Here is a 15,649-nt window from a genome sequence, read left to right as displayed (position 1 = left end):
CATCCACCGGGCCTAGTCCATCAGTTCCAGCAGTTTCGCATAGCGTGGGTGGCTTCGGATAGGATCGAAATCCGAATCGTTCTTGAACCACGATTTCATGTGCGGCCCCACCTTCTGCAAGTAGGGTTCCAGCAGGTCAATGGCGCGATCGGACTCGCCGAGCAGCGAATAGACGCAGGCAATGTTGTACAGCGCATTGTTGTCGTCTGCATCGATCGCCAGAGCCCGATCTGCCCACTCCTTGGCCCGCTCGTGCTGGCCAAGAGCAATGAGCGCGATGGCGCCGAGTTGGGCGGGATCGGAATTTTCGGGATGCTGCCTGAGGGCGCGCTCCGCCCGCTCGAGCCCCACGGCGGCCAGCTTGGCCTCCTCGTCGTGTCGACCGAGCGAGTGCAAGGCGTTCATGACCAGGAGCGGCGACCGGTAGTCGTCGGGATTGATGTCGGCGCAGCGTTCGTAGAGTTCAACTGCTTTTTCCAGATCGCCTTCTGCGAACGAGTGTCGGGCATAGAAGTAATGGCCTTCATAGGAATTCGGATCCAGCGCGATCGCGCGTTCGAATTCGGCGACCGCGTCGCCGTGCCGGCCGGTTGTCGACAGCGCAAGGCCGTGCGAGGCATGGGCTTCGGCGAGGCTGGGATCAAGCGCGAGCGCCTTGGCGCAGGTGGCAAACAGCCCCTCGAGCGAGATCTCCGCACCGTGCCAGGCATGCAGGGCCGAATCGCAATCGGCGATCCCGGCATAGGCGCGCGCGTAGTTGGGATCGAGATCAGCCGCCCTGGCGAAGAGGCGTCGCGCCAGTTGCAACGATCCCTTGGTGCGCGTGTGAAAAAACTCGCGGCCCCTCAGATAGTTGGTATAGGCTTCGACATTCGCTGTCGGCGCCTGTCCAATCGCCTTCTTCTCTTCCGGCAGCAGCCTCACCTTGAGTTGGTCGACGATTGTGTGCGTGATTTCGTCCTGGATCGCAAAGATGTCGGTCAGGTCGCGGTCGTAGCGGTCGGCCCAGAGGTGCGTTCCATCCTTGCCGTCGATAAGCTGCGCAGTGATCCGCACGCGTTGTCCGGCTTTGCGCACACTTCCTTCAAGTACAGTAGCGACATTGAAGCGCCGGCATACGTCCTGTATGTCGACCAACTTGCCCTTGTAAGTGAACGCGGAGTTGCGGGCGATGACCGAGAGCCCGGAAATCTTCGACAGGTCGGTGATGATGTCCTCCGTGATGCCATCGGAGAAATATTCCTGCTCCGGATCGCCACTCATGTTGTCGAAGGGCAGCACGGCGATCGAGGGCTTTTCCTTTGCCGGCGCTGCCGTGGGCGCCGCGCTCGCTGCGCCCTGCGGCGGAGCGTGCTGGAAGAGGTCGACATTAAAGACCCGTACTGGCCGGTCGATGTTCTTCAGCGTCTGCTCGCCCCTGTCCTCGAAGGCGAGGTCGAGCCGGTTTCCGACATTGTCGCGAACGGAGCCGGACACTGCGATACCGCCCGGCTGGGCGATGCTCTCAATGCGCGCGGCAATGTTGACACCGTCGCCGTAGATGTCGTTGTCCTCGAAGATGATGTCGCCGAGATGAATGCCGATGCGAAATTCGATGCGGCGGTCATCCGGCACGTCGACGTTGCGCTCGCGCATCCTGCGCTGGATGTCGGCGGCGCAGGCGACTGCATTCACCACGCTCGGGAATTCGACCAGCATGCCGTCGCCGGTGACCTTGACGATGCGCCCCTGATGCTCATCGATCTTGGCGTCCGCCATCTCGCGCCGGTGCGTCTTCAGCGCGGCGAGTGTTCCCGCCTCGTCGAGGCCCATAAGGCGGCTGTAACCGACGACGTCGGCGGCCAGTATTGCGGTCAGGCGGCGTTCCATGATCGGTGGGGCTCCCGCTCCGGAACTGTATCTTAGCAGTTTTCCGCGTCCAAAATCCGCTTTTTCGTCGGCCGACAGTCGCCCGGCTGCATGGCAGCCTCAGTGGCGTGTGCCACAGTCTCAGGCTACGAAAGGCCCCGCCCGCAGGCCCGTGATGGTCTGAAACCACACCTTGCAACGCCCCTGCAGCGTACGCCATTTCCTTCCAAATCATCGAGAAAGATCAATGCCGCCAGGGCCTTGGAGCGCAGCCGATGGCGGCTTCGCTTATTGCTTGCCTGTGGACCCTTGCTAACGTCTGAAAATTATTGGTCCAATCGGTTTTTCAAAGATTTTTCCGGGCGGTATGGAGAGGCCAGCCGTTGCGCGATCAATCCATGAGGCTATTCAGGTGCAAGGCAACGACATGAATTTGAGTCGTGCATTTTTCAGTACGATGTTTCATTGCAGGCGATTGGGGACAAGTTTTTTATGAAGTTCAAGATGCAGCGCGTTATGGCGGCGGGTATGCGCGGCGCATGGACCAAATGTATTTTCTTTTTGGCCACAGTGATGATGTGGAGCACTTTGCCAACAATTGCGCCCGCGGCGCAAGCCCCGACGATCACCCTCTCGGCCTCCACCAGAACCCCGGAAGTCGGCGCATCGGTGACTTTCACCGCGACGTTCGCCGACGGCGTCTCGCCAAGCGGAACCGTCACCTTCAAGGACGGCGCCGCAACGCTCGGGACCAGCATCATCAGCGGCACGACGGCCAGCTTCACGACCACGACGCTGGCGATGGGTTCCCATAGCGTCACCGCCGTCTATGGCGGCGATACGAGCAACGCGGCCGCCACTTCCGCCGCCGTTTCCGTCACGGTCGTCAAGGCTATCGTTGCGATCACCCTCTCGGCTTCGCCCGGTTCCCCGGTGGCCGGCGCACCGGTGACCTTCACGGCAACGCTTGTCCTCGGCGCCGCGCCAACCGGAACCGTCACCTTCATGGACGGCGCCACCACGCTCGGCACCGCCACCATCAGCGGCACGACGGCCAGCGTCACGGCCACGACGCTGGCGGCGGGCACGCGCAGCATCACCGCTGTCTATGACGGCGATAGCAACAATACGGCCGCAACCACGACTCTCACCGTCACGGTCGGAAAGGCTGCCCCGACGATCGCCGTCTCGGCCTCCCCTAGCAACCCGGTGCTCGGCGCATCGGTGACCTTCACCGCGACGCTTGCCCGCGGCACTGCGCCAAGCGGAACCGTCACCTTCAAGGACGGCGCCACGACGCTCGGGACCAGCACCATCAGCGGTACGACGGCGACCTTCACCACCTCGACGCTGACCGTCGGCACGCGTTCCATCACGGCCGAATATGGCGGCGACACCAACAATACGACCGCGACCTCAGCTGCCGTCACCGTCACGGTAAAGGCGGCCCCGGCGATCACCCTCTCGGCCTCCGACATCAACCCGGCGGTCGGCGCATCGGTGATCTTCACCGCGACGCTTACCGGCGGCGCCTCGCCAAGCGGAACCGTCACCTTCAAGGACGGCGCCACGACGCTCGGGACCAGCCCCATCAGCGGCACGACGGTGATGCTCGCCACAGTGGCGCTGACCGTCGGTTCGCATAGCATCACCGCCGAATATGGCGGCGACGCCAACAATGCGACCGCCAACTCGACTGCTCTCACCGTCACGGTCGGTCAGGCTGCCCCGACGATCTCCGTCTCGGCCTCCCCCAGCAACCCGGCGCTCGGCGCATCGGTGACCTTCACCGCGACGCTTGCCCGCGGCACTGCGCCAAGCGGAACCGTCACCTTCAAGGACGGCGCCACGACGCTCGGGACCAGCACCATCAGCGGTACGACGGCGACCTTCACCACCTCGACGCTGGCGGTGGGTTCACACAGCGTCATCGCCGAATATGGCGGCGATGTCGACAACGCGGCCGCGACCTCGGCGCCTCTCACCGTGAAGGTGGCCGCAGTTGCGGTCTTTACCTTCACGCCGGCCGGCGGCGCGCTGCGTGCGGCCATGGCCGGCGAGGACTACAGCCAGTCGATTTCCGCGACAGGGGGAACCGGCGCACTGACCTACCGCCTCGCCTCCGGCGCGCTGCCGGCAGGCGTGGTGCTCAACGCCTCCACCGGCGAACTGACCGGCCCGCTCGATGCGAACGCTGCCGTGAAGGACTATAGCTTCACCATCGAAGCGCGCGACGGCAATGGCGCAACCGGAACGGCAAGCTACAGCCTCAAGGTCACGGAACGCGTCGTGGCCGTCACCGACAGGGCGATCGACATGTCTGCCGGCGGAGCGCCTGGCAACGTCAATCTGGCAAAGGGGGCCACCGGCGGCCCGTTCACCAACGCCGACGTGATCTTCACGGAACCGGCCAATGCCGGCACGGCGAGCATTGTCAGGGGCGAATTCGCCCGGGCGAGCGGCCCCGCGCCGCTCGGCTGGTATCTGAAGTTTGTCCCGAACCCGGCCTTTTCCGGCACGGCGAGGGTTGGCTTCAAGCTGACGAGCGCGCTCGGCGTCTCCAACACCGGAACCGTGACCTACAAGCTCGGCTACGCTCCTGCCGAGGTCGCCGAAGCGATTAACGGTCTCGTGCACGGCTTCGTCCAGACCCGGCAGAACATGATCGCCTCGACCATCAAGGTTCCGGGCCTTCTGGAACGCCGGCAGCTGGAAAACACCACCGATCCGGTCACAACCCGCATCACGCCGTCGGAAGAAGGCATGATCACCAGCTTCTCGACCAGCCTCGCACAGATGGAATCGGCGCGTGACAGCGCCGATGGCGTGGTCGGTGGCTATTCCCTGCCATTCAACATCTGGGTCGACGGCACGCTGATGGCGCATAACCGTGACGAGAACGGCGGCAAGTGGGGCGGCTTCGGCATGATCAGCCTGGGCGCCGACTACCTGCTTTCGGAAAAAGCCCTGATCGGCTTGTCGTTCCACTACGACCGGATGACCGATCCGACAGACGAAGACGCCGAGCTGACCGGCAACGGTTGGCTCGCCGGTCCCTATGCCTCGCTCGAGATCGGCAAGGGCGTGTTCTGGGATGCGAGCCTGCTTTACGGCGGCTCCGCCAACGATATCGACACGGCCTTCTGGGACGGCAGTTTCGATACCAAACGCTGGCTGATCGACACGGCGATCAAGGGCGCCTGGCAACTCGACGAGGTGACGGTCCTGACGCCGCAGCTCAGGGCGATCTACTTCAACGAGAAGGTCGAGGACTACACGATCAGCAACGCCACGGGCGACGAGATCGACATCGACGGTTTTGACGAGGAGCAGTTCCGCGTGAGCCTGGGGGCGAAGATCGCCCGGTCCTTCGCGCTGGAGAGCGGATCGATGCTGACACCGAAGCTCGGCGTCGCCGGCGGCTATGCCGGCCTCGACGGCTCGGGCGCTTACGCGTCGCTGACCGCAGGCCTGACCCTGGAGACGGCCAGCTTCTGGATGTTTGAATCGAGCCTGTTGTTCAACGTCGAGGGCGATGGACAGAAGTCCGTCGGCGGAAGAGCCAGAGCCGCAAAGCAGTTTTGAGGGATTGATCTACAAAAGAAGAGCCGCCGTGAGAGATCACGGTGGCTCTTGTTCTCCCTTGATGGAATCAACAATCGGGGCGGCAGCGGGCAGGCCTTAAGCCATTCGGGGCTCGGCTCCTCCTTCGAAGAGCGTTGCGTAACCGGAAGCCCTGCCCGTCGCTCCTGCTTTCTGCCGACGAACTCGACAAGCAGGTTTGCCACAGTGCAACTAGAGATGAAAATCACCGGACGATTCCGGTTGGTAGATCACCCTTTCGATCAGGATACGTCGCGTACGATCTGTAACCCTCCAGTCGATGGCATCGCCTTCCTGATAGCCCAGGATCGCGGCGCCGACGTCGGAGAGCACCGATAGCTTACCAGAGCGTTCGTCGGCGTCTTGCGGATAGACAAGGCCCACTTCCTTTTGTTCATCGTCAAGCTGCAGCACGACCCTGGAATTCATTGTCACGACATCGCGCGCGACGTGCTGAGGATCAACGACAATGGCTCTCTCGATCTCGTGTTCAAGCTCGACAATTGCCGCCCCTTGCTCGAACTCAATCAGGCTCTGGAGTCGTGCTTTGTCGATCTCCGTGACGTAGATGTCGGTCGATTTTGCCATGGCGCCTTCGCGCAGGAGTTGGAGATACCGGCCAGAGGTCATGGACAGGGAATTGAGCGTTGGTGTTTCGAGTTTGAGAAGAAAACCGCAGCGTTCAAAACCCTTTAGCGAGCGCGTATTGTTCGGGTGAATTTTGGCGATGACGCTCTCGGCTCGCATGTCGAGGAAGGCGAGCTTCAAACCTTCGCGGATGGTGCTGGCGCCAAGTCCGCGCCCCCAGTTGTCATGGTCTCCGACGACCAAGACTATTTCACACTCAGCGCCTGTCTTGACCAGACGGACGAAACCGACCGGGATATCGTTTCGGTCGTAAGCCATAAAGAAGCGGCCGCCCTGATTGAACAGATGTGTCAGGATCGGCATCTGAGTTCGGTCGACGGCCTGTGCGATGAATCGAGACACACTGCGGGAATCGCTCAGGTAGCGCGTGACGCGTTCATCTTCTAACCAGTCCATCAGGATCAGTGCGTGTGTCCGAGTGATTTCTGGACGCAACGAAACAAAAGGCTTGTTCATCTTCGCTACCTTGGTCGCAAGAATGAAAGCCTGTCACGGTCGCTGCCGTGCTGGTTCTTTCGGATCAACGTTGAAAATTAGAAGGCCGATCTAGCAAAGATCCAGCGGTGAAGGCCAGCGGAGAAACGCCCCCGTCAGGATTAGCGAAAGAGTCGGCGACTACCGTGCCCCATAACCATCTCCTCCACCAAGGCAAACTCGATACCAAGCGCGGGTTGCACGGACCGCGCCTGGCTTGCTGCACTGCTCGGATCGAGGCCGCTCAGGAAGTCAGGCGGGAAATTCTTCGAGCTGGAAAACCTGGTCATGGGTCGCGACGAAGATTTCGCCTTCGCTGGTCACCCAGCCGCGGAACATGCCATCGGTGTTGTAGGGAGCGGCGATCGAACCGTCTGCGGCCACGGCGACCAGTCCGGCACCGATCTGATGCGGCTTCAGGTCCTGATGAATGACCTTGTCCGATGCTGCCTTGAGGCTTTCGTTCAGATAGGCCATGCGGCTTGCGATTTCGTGCCCGACAACATGGCGAATGAAGAACTCACCCTTGCCGGTGCCGGATACGGCGCAGACGCCGTCGCGCGCATACGTTCCCGCGCCAATGATCGGTGAATCGCCCACGCGCCCGTCGGGCTTGTTGTTGTAGCCGCCGGTCGACGTGGCGGCGGCCAGGTGACCGGATGCATCCAGGGCGACCGCGCCGACCGTGCCGTGCTTTTCTGATTCCTTTGCGGCGGCGGCAGTCCCGCGGGCTTCATGAGCCTTCATGGCGGCAAGCGCCTGAACGCGACGCTCGGTCGTGAAATAGGATTGCGGTTCGACAGCGAGTCCGGATTTCTCGGCGAACTGGTCGGCCGCCCCCCCGGCGAGCAGCACAGCGTCGCCTTTTTCCATGACCGCACGCGCAGCTTTGACAGGGTTGCGGATCGAGCGGGCGGCACTGACGGCCCCTGCCGCCAATGTGGCGCCGTCCATGATCGAGGCATCAAGCTCGTGGACGCCGTTCTCGTTCAATGCCGCACCATGCCCTGCGTTGAAATGTGGGCTGTCTTCCATGACCACTACTGCCGCTTCGACCGCATCGAGCGCGGAACCTCCAGCACTCAGTACGGTCCAGCCAGCCTTGAGCGAGAGTGCCAGATCGTGACGCGCGGCCGTCCATTCGGCATCGCTCAAGTCAAGCTTGGCCATCACTCCACAGCCGCCATGAATGGCAAGGGCAACCTTGGCCATGTTTTTGTCCTTTCAATCGTTTTTAGAACGGGAAAGGCCGGGCGCTGGGCCCGGCCTTTTTGGGTACTCTCCCGGACTACTTCGCCGGGCGGATATTCATTGCCAAGGTGTCTTCGTCGGCACGCGGCGTCAGGACCACCTTGTCCTTCTTGAGCCCCCAGGCGCTGAGCAGCGTTGCCAGCGGCAGATCGGGACGATCCGTTGCAACCAGGCCGTTGGCCTTTTCCAGCAAGCCGCGACGGGCATCCGCATCCATCTCGGCGGCGGCATCCTCGATCAGCTTGTCCATTTCCGGATTTGCGTAGCCGCGAACGTTGAACGCGCCGAGCGACTTGGCAGGCTCATTGGAGTGCATCAACGACGACAGCATATAGTTTGCTTCGCCCGTCAGCGTGCCCCAGCTTGCCATGTACAGCGAATATTCGCCGCGGGTCTTGGCCGGATTGAAGACGGCAGCCGGCACACCGCTGACATCGGCGGTGATGCCGATGCTCGCCAGCATCTGCGCAATCGTAGGTCCGAGTTCCGATGGCATGCGATCGTTGGCATAGTTCAGCGTGATCTTGAAGCCATCCGGGTAGCCGGCTTCCGTCAGCAGTTCCTTGGCGCGCTTCACATCGAACTTGGGCGCTTCAAGCGACTTGTCATAGCCGAAGATGTTGGCGGTCACGAGCTGCGTCGGAACGACGGCCATACCTTCCAGTGCGAACTCGACGATGGTCTCGCGATCCAGCGCCAGATCGAACGCTTCGCGGACGCGCGGATCGAGCATCGGGTTCTTGTCCAGCTTCGCGCCGTTCTTGGCGAAGACCTGCGGGCTGTTTTCGCGGAAATCGAACTCGAGGTAGCTGATGTAGATGCTCTCGTTCTTCACGACAGAAAGGGCGGAGTCCTGTTCCAGGACCGGCACGTCCGCTGCCGGAACCTTGGAAATGATGTCGACCTGACCGGCCTTCAGCTGGGCCACGCGAGCTGCGTCATTCGGAATTTCCTTGCGGATGACGCGATCCCACGGCTCGGCACCACCCCAATATCCATCGAAGCGCGCCACGACGAGATCCTGCGTCGGCGCCCACGAGACGAACTTGTAAGGGCCGGTTCCGATCGTTGCCTTGCCGCTGTTGAAACCTTCAGCAGCGGTTTCCTGCGTCGAATAGTTGGCAGCTGCCGTATGCGAGGTGATGAACAGGCGCACGAAATCGTTCGGCAGATTGGGGGCCGGCTTCTCGGTCTTCACGCGGACAGTGTGAGCATCGACAACTTCCACAGATTTGACGCTGCGCACGAAGATGGTCGCCGGGTTGGGGCCGGTGACATTGGGAATACGCTCGATCGAAAACTTGACGTCCTCGGCAGTGAAGTCGGAACCATCGTGAAATTTCACGCCCTGGCGAAGCTTGAATTCCCAGGTCGTCTGGTCCAGCGCTTCCCAGCTCAGGGCGAGTGACGGTTCAAGCTCGAGATTGTTGCCGGAGCGGATCAGCGTGTCGAAAATATGCTTGGTGGCTTCTGCATTGGCGGCCGTTGCCGTGAAGTGCGGATCCATCGAAGCTGGCCCAGCCTTGATCGCCATCACCAGATCGGCGGCCAGCGCCTGACCGGCGGTCAGCAGCAGTGCCGTACCAAGCATCAGCGCACGTATTTGTTTCTGCATGTTCATGTAGTTCCCTGCTTTGATTTCGCGGTTTTCTACTCTTCGATCGCAGGCGCGTCGGAGGAGGAGATCGTTTCCGGCCAATCGCGGGACGCGATGACCATTTTGGCCAGGATATCGGACAGCATGATGCGTTCGGCCGGGCTCAGAGCCTCCAGCATCATGCGTTCGCGTTTGATCATCGGTGCCATCTTTGCCTCAACGATCGCACGCCCTGCATCTGTCAGGCACAGCACCACGCGACGAAGGTCGCCGAGATCCTCTTCTCGCCGGATGAGCTTGAGTCGGGTCAGTTTCTGGGTGGCGCGGCTCAGCGTGTTCTTGGGAAAACCGGAACCGGCAACGACCTCGGAAAGCGTCGTGCGGTCCTTCAGGAACAGCGAATAAAGCACCACGAATTCCGGTCGCAACAAATCGTGGTCGGCACCAATCATGCCGTAGACCGGATTGTTGTAGTGCAGCGCGAGATAGTTGATGCGGAAGGAGAGCCAGCACGGGTTCGACCACAGCTTGGCGTGCAGAATGTCGCTCTCGTCAATCCGTTCATCGACGGCTTCCGCACGCCCTGCGCGACCTTCGAAAAGCGCTATCCTGATCGGATCATCCATCGCCTCTCCCCCGCGATTAGGTTCCATTTAGGACAAAATACCGGGCGCATTAGCTATGTCAAACGCATTTTTTGTTCCAATTGGAACTTGTGCGTGATGCGATTTAGAGGTTACTGTTTTCGAAAATCATCTCCACGAGAGACGAAAGCGAATAGGGTCGGAAGGATTTTGGGATGCATATCAATGCGATGAACTGGAGCCAGGTCGAAGAGCGGGTCAAGACGGATGACCGCTGCATCCTGCCGATAGGCAGCGTCGAGCAGCATGCGCGCCTCAGCCTCGGCACGGACATGATCCTTGCCGAAAAGGTTTCGCTGGATGCAGCCGCCCCCCTCGGCGTGCCGGTCTTCCCGGTCGTGCCTTACGGCCTGGCCTCCAGCTTCGCCGACTTTCCCGGCACCGTGTCCTTCAGCCTGCGCACCTATGTCGGCGTGATCGAGGACATTCTCGACAGCCTCCACCGTTCCGGCTTCCGGCGCATCCTGGTCGTCAACGGGCATGGCGGCAACACGCCGGCGGCAACGGTCGTATCCGAATGGCTGAACCGCAACCGGGACGCCAGCGTGAAGATGCACGACTGGTGGCGGGCCCCCAAGACCATGGCCAAGGTGCTTGAAATCGACAAACGCGCGTCGCACGCGTCCTGGATGGAGAATTTTCCGTGGACCCGCCTCGAAGGCGTCGCCCAGCCGGAGCATGTCCAGGAACGGGTCGATTTCGACGGCCTGGCGCGCGTCGATGCCGGCCGCAAGCGCGAGCGCCTCGGCGAGGGCAACTACCACGGCCTGTTCGAGCGGCCCGACGCCGACATGCTGGCGATCTGGGACGTCGCGGTGACGGAAACCCGCGCCCTGCTGGAGAACGACTGGCACTGATCGGCCGCCGGCGGAAACGGGATGTTCCGCCAGGGGCCGCACAATTTATCCCGGTAGCCGGCTGCCGGGATGCGAGTGGGGACAGGACTGATGATTGCATTTATCGTGCGGCGAATCTGGCAGGCGATGCTCGTCATGCTGGTGATGTCGATGCTGGTATTTATGGGCGTCTTCGTGATCGGCAATCCGGTGGACGTGCTGATATCTCCCGATGCGACGCAGGAAATCCGCCAGCGGGTGATCGAGCAGTACGGCCTCGATCTTCCCGTGTGGCAGCAATATCTGCAATTCATGAACAGCCTGCTCCATGGCGATCTGGGCCGTTCCTTCGTCTACAACATGCCGGTTTCCGAGCTCATCGCATCCCGCCTTCCAGCGACGATGGAACTGGCCGTGATCGCCATCCTGCTGGCGAGCGTCGTTGGGATACCGCTCGGCGTATATGCCGGATACAAGCCCGACAGTTGGCTGTCCAAGGCGATCATGGCCCTGTCCATCCTGGGCTTTTCCGTGCCGACCTTCTGGATCGGCCTGATGCTGATCATGGTGTTCGCCGTGCAGTTCGGCATCATGCCGGCGGGAGGGCGCGGCGATACCATCACGCTGTTCGGCGTGCCATGGAGTTTCCTGACCCCCAATGGCCTGCATCACCTGGCCTTGCCGGCGCTCAACCTGTCGCTGTTCAAGATGTCGATGATGATCCGGTTGTCGGCGTCCGGCACGCGCGAAGTCATGCTGACCGACACCATCAAGTTCGCCCGTGCCGCCGGCATCGATGAGCACACCATTTTGCGCAGGCACGTCCTGCGCCTGATCTCCATCCCGCTGGTGACCGTCTTCGGGCTGGAGCTGGGGTCGACTATCGCCTTCGCCGTCGTGACCGAGACGATCTATTCGTGGCCCGGCCTCGGCAAGCTGATCATCGACAGCATCACCTCACTCGATCGCCCGGTCATGGTCGCCTATCTGATGCTGGTTTCGCTCTTGTTCATCACAATCAATCTCGTCGTTGATCTTGCCTATGCCGTGCTTGATCCGCGCATGCGGCAGGGAGGCGGCAAATGACAGCGACATCGGTGACGCCGCGTTCGTCCAACGGGTTCTGGGCCGAATTTCTTCGGCATCCGGTCCCGGTGGCGGCCGCCATTGCAGTGGTTGCCATCATCCTGCTGGCCGTCTTTGCGCCCCTCATCGCGCCGCAGGACCCATACGACCTTGCCAGCCTTGTCCTGCGCGATGCGCGCCGGGCGCCGGGTTATATCGGGCAGGGCGGATACATCCATATCCTTGGTACCGACAGCCAGGGCCGGGACCTGTTTTCCGCCATTCTCTATGGGCTCAGAATTTCCCTGCAGATGGGACTTCTGGCCGGCGCCATCGCATTCACGATCGGTGCCCTCGTGGGATCGGCGGCGGCCTATGTTGGCGGCCGCTTCGAGGCACTCGTCATGCGGCTGGTCGATCTGCAGCTGTCATTCCCGGCTATCCTGCTCGCTTTCGTCGTGGCCGCACTTCTTGGACAGGGCAAAAGCCAGCTCATTGTCGCGTTGGTTTTCTCGCAATACGCCTATTTCGTCCGCACCGCGCATGGTGCTGCCGCAGCCGAGCGCAACAAGGACTATGTCGAGGCGGCGCTTTCGGTGCCGATGAGCGGCTGGTTCGTCGTGACCCGCCACATTCTCCCCAACGCCCTGCCTCCATTGATTGTCGTCGCGACCGTGCAGGTGGCCAGTGCGATCTCGCTTGAAGCCACCCTGTCGTTTCTTGGTGTCGGCCTGCCGCCCACGGAACCTTCGTTGGGCATGCTGATCTCGACCGGCTTCCAGTACCTCCTGTCGGGCCGCTACTGGATCTCGATCTATCCCGGTGTCGCCCTGATCATCCTCATCCTGGCAATCAACATTGTCGGCGACCAGGTGCGTGACCAGCTCAATCCAAGGCTGAAGAAATGACGGCTCCCCTTCTCGAAGTCACCGATCTTCACACCCACTTCGAAGCGCGCGCCGGCACGGTGAAATCCGTCGACGGCATCTCGTTTCATCTCGAGCGCGGCGAGGTTCTCGGTCTCGTCGGCGAATCCGGCTCCGGAAAATCGATCACTGGCTTCTCGCTTATCGGATTGATCGACAGGCCGGGGCGCATTGTTCAGGGGTCGATCAAGCTGGAAGGCCGCGAACTCGTCGACCTCAGTGAAGGTGATCTGCGCAAGATCCGCGGTCGGGAAATCTCGATGGTCTTTCAGGACCCGATGATGACGCTCAACCCGGTGCTGACGGTCCTCGACCAGATGACCATGGCGCTGAGAGCCCACGAGCGCCTGTCTGACGCTGAGGCAAGAACTCGCTGTGTCGAAGCGCTGCGGCAGGTGCGCATCGTCGACCCGGAGCAGAAGGTGGACTTCTATCCGCATCAGTTTTCGGGCGGCATGCGCCAGCGCGTGGCCATTGCCATTGCTCTTTTGCACAAGCCGAAAGTGGTCATTGCCGACGAGCCGACGACGGCGCTCGATGTCTCGGTGCAGGCCGAGATCCTCGTCGAGGTCAAGGCACTGGTCGCCGAGTTGGGCATCTCGATGATCTGGATCAGCCACGATCTCGCCACCGTGGCATCGATCTCGAAGCGCATTGCGGTGATGAAATCCGGCAAGATCGTGGAAACCGGACCGGCGGCCGACGTGCTGCGTGCGCCGACCCATCCCTACACGCAACTGCTGCTGGATGCACTGCCATCACGCGCCAAGCCGGGGCAGTTGCTGGGTGCTCAAGCAGGCGAAAACGAGGCTTTCCAGGCGAATGACGTCAAAGGTGCTTCAGAGCCGTACCCGGAATTCGTAACCGTGAAAGGGGCGGTCAAGCGCTTCGAATGGAAAAGCGGCTTCTGGGGGCGCATCGGCGAGCGGCTGGGTATTGTCAAGCCGAGAAAAGCGGTGCTGGCGGTCAATGACGTCAGCCTTTCCATTGCCAGAGGCGAAGCCCTGGGGCTGGTCGGAGAATCGGGATCCGGCAAGTCCACGCTGGGACGCATGGTGTGCGGCATCTATCGTCCGTCCGAAGGCGAAATCAGGCTCGCTGGCGCGCCTGTCATGCTGGACAGCCAGCAGGGCCGGAAACTGACGACCAAGGTGCAGATGATCTTTCAGGATCCTTTCGCATCGCTCGATCCGCGCCGCACGATTGGGCAATCGATCGCCGAAGGCCCGATCGCCCACGGTCTTACGACACGAGCCGACGCACGCAGCTATGTTGCAAAGTGGCTCGAGGCGGTCAGCCTGGATCCCGCGGTTGCCGACCGTTATCCGCATCAGTTCTCGGGCGGACAACGTCAGCGTGTTGCGATCGCCCGCGCGCTTGCCATGCGTCCCGAGGTGATCGTCTGTGACGAACCGGTAGCTTCACTGGACGTCTCGATTCAGGCGCAAATTCTCAACCTGCTGCTGACGTTGCGCAAAGAACTCGGCCTCACGCTGCTGTTCATCAGCCACGACCTCTCGGTCGTGCGTCATCTTTGTGATCGCGTCGTCGTGATGTACCGTGGCAAGATCGTGGAAGAAGGCACGACAGAGGACATCTTCAGAACGCCGCAGGATGCCTACACAAGGATGCTTCTCGAGGCCATTCCAAGGCTGGTTTGACGACATCGTTGCGATAAAGGGCCAAACCGTTTCGGGCGTAGCCATTTGATGAAGCTGCGGCGCTCCTTGGCAGCGCAGACTTCGTTCAGCAGAACCTTATCGGCAACGGCCACCACTGGGTCAGGCAGTGGGCCATCGAGCCAGGCTGCCATTTTGAGGCGCTCATCCCAGTAGGACGCACGATGGTAGGCGCGGCGCACGGCCTTGCCGCTCACTGATGGCGTCCCAGCAAAATGCCATCAGAAATGCCATCAAATTCTTTGGATGCCCGTGGCCGCCGATGGATGCGAGCGGACGAAAACCTTGCAAAAGGGCAACAAAAAACCCCGCTAACGCGGGGTTTTTTGAGCTGTACCGGACGATCCGGAACGTGAAATTGGTGCCCAGAAGAGGACTGCGCATTTTCATCCTCTTTCCATTGATTTTATTGCATGATTTGTCGTTGACGACAAGCGTTGTTACACAGTCCTGTTGCACAGTTCGCGAGAGGCCGATGGATGCTCCACAGAAATCGTCGCTACCACATGTCTCATAATGAGCATTGGTGCTTCAATTGCGGAGACAAAACTAAAAAGCATTTCAAGCATATCGCCGAAAATAGTGTGTAAAGTGAGAGTAAAGCGAAATTCCCTATGATTTTTTTATCGCAATTTCGTCTTGACGAAGGGGAATAGTGGAATCAGACCTACGGCAAATCATGATCTATATCAGGGGTTTGTTGTGTCTAGGTTGCACCAATCTTTTCGAGGTTCTGATCTTATCACACCAGAAGCTATTCGCGGGGGCTTCTTTCCCAATAGAGCCAGGGATCTTCCCCGGTTCGTTCGGCGCTGGCTCGTCCTCTACAGCGCACCGGCCGACGACCCACTAACACATTGGCTCGGGGTGACCATCGGACAGCCCGATAGAACGAAGCCGCGCTCCGATGGCCTTATGACGGTCGCGAAGTTTGCGGCGCTGTGTGAAATCGGCCGGTTCGGCCATCAAGTTCGGCCCCATCCGTCAGACTTTTACCTTGGACAACGCAAGCCGGCCGACTTCCCGCGCCGCTACCATTGGGAGGTCACCTTTGCGTATGGCAGGCGGCACCATTCCT

The 15,649-nt window shown here is 60.9% G+C and carries 10 protein-coding genes; 5 read left to right on the top strand and 5 right to left on the bottom strand.

The window, feature by feature from the left end; all coding sequences use genetic code 11:
* Window positions 1-12: 12 nt before the first annotated feature.
* On the bottom strand, window positions 13-1,869 hold the full coding sequence (locus tag J2Y48_RS02430; protein ID WP_310412144.1) for a TPR end-of-group domain-containing protein: 1,857 nt from the start codon (window positions 1,867-1,869) through the stop codon (window positions 13-15).
* 567 nt (window positions 1,870-2,436) lie between these two features.
* Between J2Y48_RS02430 and J2Y48_RS02425 the strand changes: the two genes are divergently transcribed.
* Window positions 2,437-5,433, top strand: coding sequence for an Ig-like domain repeat protein (locus J2Y48_RS02425; protein WP_310412142.1), 2,997 nt, complete (start codon window positions 2,437-2,439; stop codon window positions 5,431-5,433).
* Between the two features lie 210 nt (window positions 5,434-5,643).
* Here the strand turns inward: J2Y48_RS02425 and J2Y48_RS02420 are convergent, their stop codons facing one another.
* From J2Y48_RS02420 to J2Y48_RS02405, 4 genes are all read right to left on the bottom strand, one after another.
* Window positions 5,644-6,555, bottom strand: a complete 912-nt coding sequence (locus tag J2Y48_RS02420) for a GNAT family N-acetyltransferase (RefSeq protein WP_310412139.1) — start codon at window positions 6,553-6,555, stop codon at window positions 5,644-5,646.
* Between the two features lie 270 nt (window positions 6,556-6,825).
* Complete coding sequence (locus tag J2Y48_RS02415; RefSeq protein WP_310412137.1) at window positions 6,826-7,785, bottom strand: isoaspartyl peptidase/L-asparaginase; 960 nt, start codon at window positions 7,783-7,785, stop codon at window positions 6,826-6,828.
* A gap of 76 nt (window positions 7,786-7,861) precedes the next feature.
* Window positions 7,862-9,439, bottom strand: a complete 1,578-nt coding sequence (locus J2Y48_RS02410) for an ABC transporter substrate-binding protein (RefSeq protein ID WP_310412133.1) — start codon at window positions 9,437-9,439, stop codon at window positions 7,862-7,864.
* A 35-nt stretch (window positions 9,440-9,474) separates the two neighbouring features.
* The gene (locus J2Y48_RS02405; RefSeq protein WP_310412131.1) at window positions 9,475-10,047 is read right to left on the bottom strand and encodes a MarR family winged helix-turn-helix transcriptional regulator; all 573 of its coding nucleotides are present in this window, start codon (window positions 10,045-10,047) and stop codon (window positions 9,475-9,477) included.
* A 173-nt stretch (window positions 10,048-10,220) separates the two neighbouring features.
* On the opposite strand from J2Y48_RS02405, the gene J2Y48_RS02400 reads away from it, so the two are divergent.
* The 4 genes from J2Y48_RS02400 (at window position 10,221) to J2Y48_RS02385 (ending at window position 14,553) form a co-directional block, all read left to right on the top strand.
* The gene (locus J2Y48_RS02400; RefSeq protein ID WP_310412128.1) at window positions 10,221-10,922 is read left to right on the top strand and encodes a creatininase family protein; all 702 of its coding nucleotides are present in this window, start codon (window positions 10,221-10,223) and stop codon (window positions 10,920-10,922) included.
* Window positions 10,923-11,012: 90 nt separating this feature from the next.
* Window positions 11,013-11,987: an ABC transporter permease gene (locus J2Y48_RS02395; protein WP_310412125.1), complete on the top strand. Its 975-nt coding sequence runs from the start codon at window positions 11,013-11,015 to the stop codon at window positions 11,985-11,987.
* Complete coding sequence (locus J2Y48_RS02390; RefSeq protein ID WP_310412123.1) at window positions 11,984-12,874, top strand: ABC transporter permease; 891 nt, start codon at window positions 11,984-11,986, stop codon at window positions 12,872-12,874. The genes J2Y48_RS02395 and J2Y48_RS02390 overlap by 4 nt, the downstream gene beginning before the upstream one ends.
* The gene (locus J2Y48_RS02385) at window positions 12,871-14,553 is read left to right on the top strand and encodes an ABC transporter ATP-binding protein (RefSeq protein WP_310412120.1); all 1,683 of its coding nucleotides are present in this window, start codon (window positions 12,871-12,873) and stop codon (window positions 14,551-14,553) included. The genes J2Y48_RS02390 and J2Y48_RS02385 overlap by 4 nt, the downstream gene beginning before the upstream one ends.
* Window positions 14,554-15,649: the final 1,096 nt, after the last annotated feature.

It is taken from the genome of Mycoplana sp. BE70, from assembly GCF_031455855.1.
Taxonomy (GTDB): Bacteria; Pseudomonadota; Alphaproteobacteria; order Rhizobiales; family Rhizobiaceae; genus Mycoplana.
Note: the sequence above shows the minus strand (reverse complement) of the source record. Positions and strands in the feature narration are given on the sequence as shown.

What these genes read in the sequence shown, in the direction of transcription:
- J2Y48_RS02430 (WP_310412144.1), bottom strand. Translation starts at nt 1,869, where the DNA reads ATGGAACGCCGCCTGACCGCAATACTGGCCGCCGACGTCGTCGGTTAC.
- J2Y48_RS02420 (WP_310412139.1), bottom strand. Translation starts at nt 6,555, where the DNA reads ATGAACAAGCCTTTTGTTTCGTTGCGTCCAGAAATCACTCGGACACAC.
- J2Y48_RS02415 (WP_310412137.1), bottom strand. Translation starts at nt 7,785, where the DNA reads ATGGCCAAGGTTGCCCTTGCCATTCATGGCGGCTGTGGAGTGATGGCC.
- J2Y48_RS02410 (WP_310412133.1), bottom strand. Translation starts at nt 9,439, where the DNA reads ATGCAGAAACAAATACGTGCGCTGATGCTTGGTACGGCACTGCTGCTG.
- J2Y48_RS02405 (WP_310412131.1), bottom strand. Translation starts at nt 10,047, where the DNA reads ATGGATGATCCGATCAGGATAGCGCTTTTCGAAGGTCGCGCAGGGCGT.
- J2Y48_RS02400 (WP_310412128.1), top strand. Translation starts at nt 10,221, where the DNA reads ATGCATATCAATGCGATGAACTGGAGCCAGGTCGAAGAGCGGGTCAAG.
- J2Y48_RS02395 (WP_310412125.1), top strand. Translation starts at nt 11,013, where the DNA reads ATGATTGCATTTATCGTGCGGCGAATCTGGCAGGCGATGCTCGTCATG.
- J2Y48_RS02390 (WP_310412123.1), top strand. Translation starts at nt 11,984, where the DNA reads ATGACAGCGACATCGGTGACGCCGCGTTCGTCCAACGGGTTCTGGGCC.
- J2Y48_RS02385 (WP_310412120.1), top strand. Translation starts at nt 12,871, where the DNA reads ATGACGGCTCCCCTTCTCGAAGTCACCGATCTTCACACCCACTTCGAA.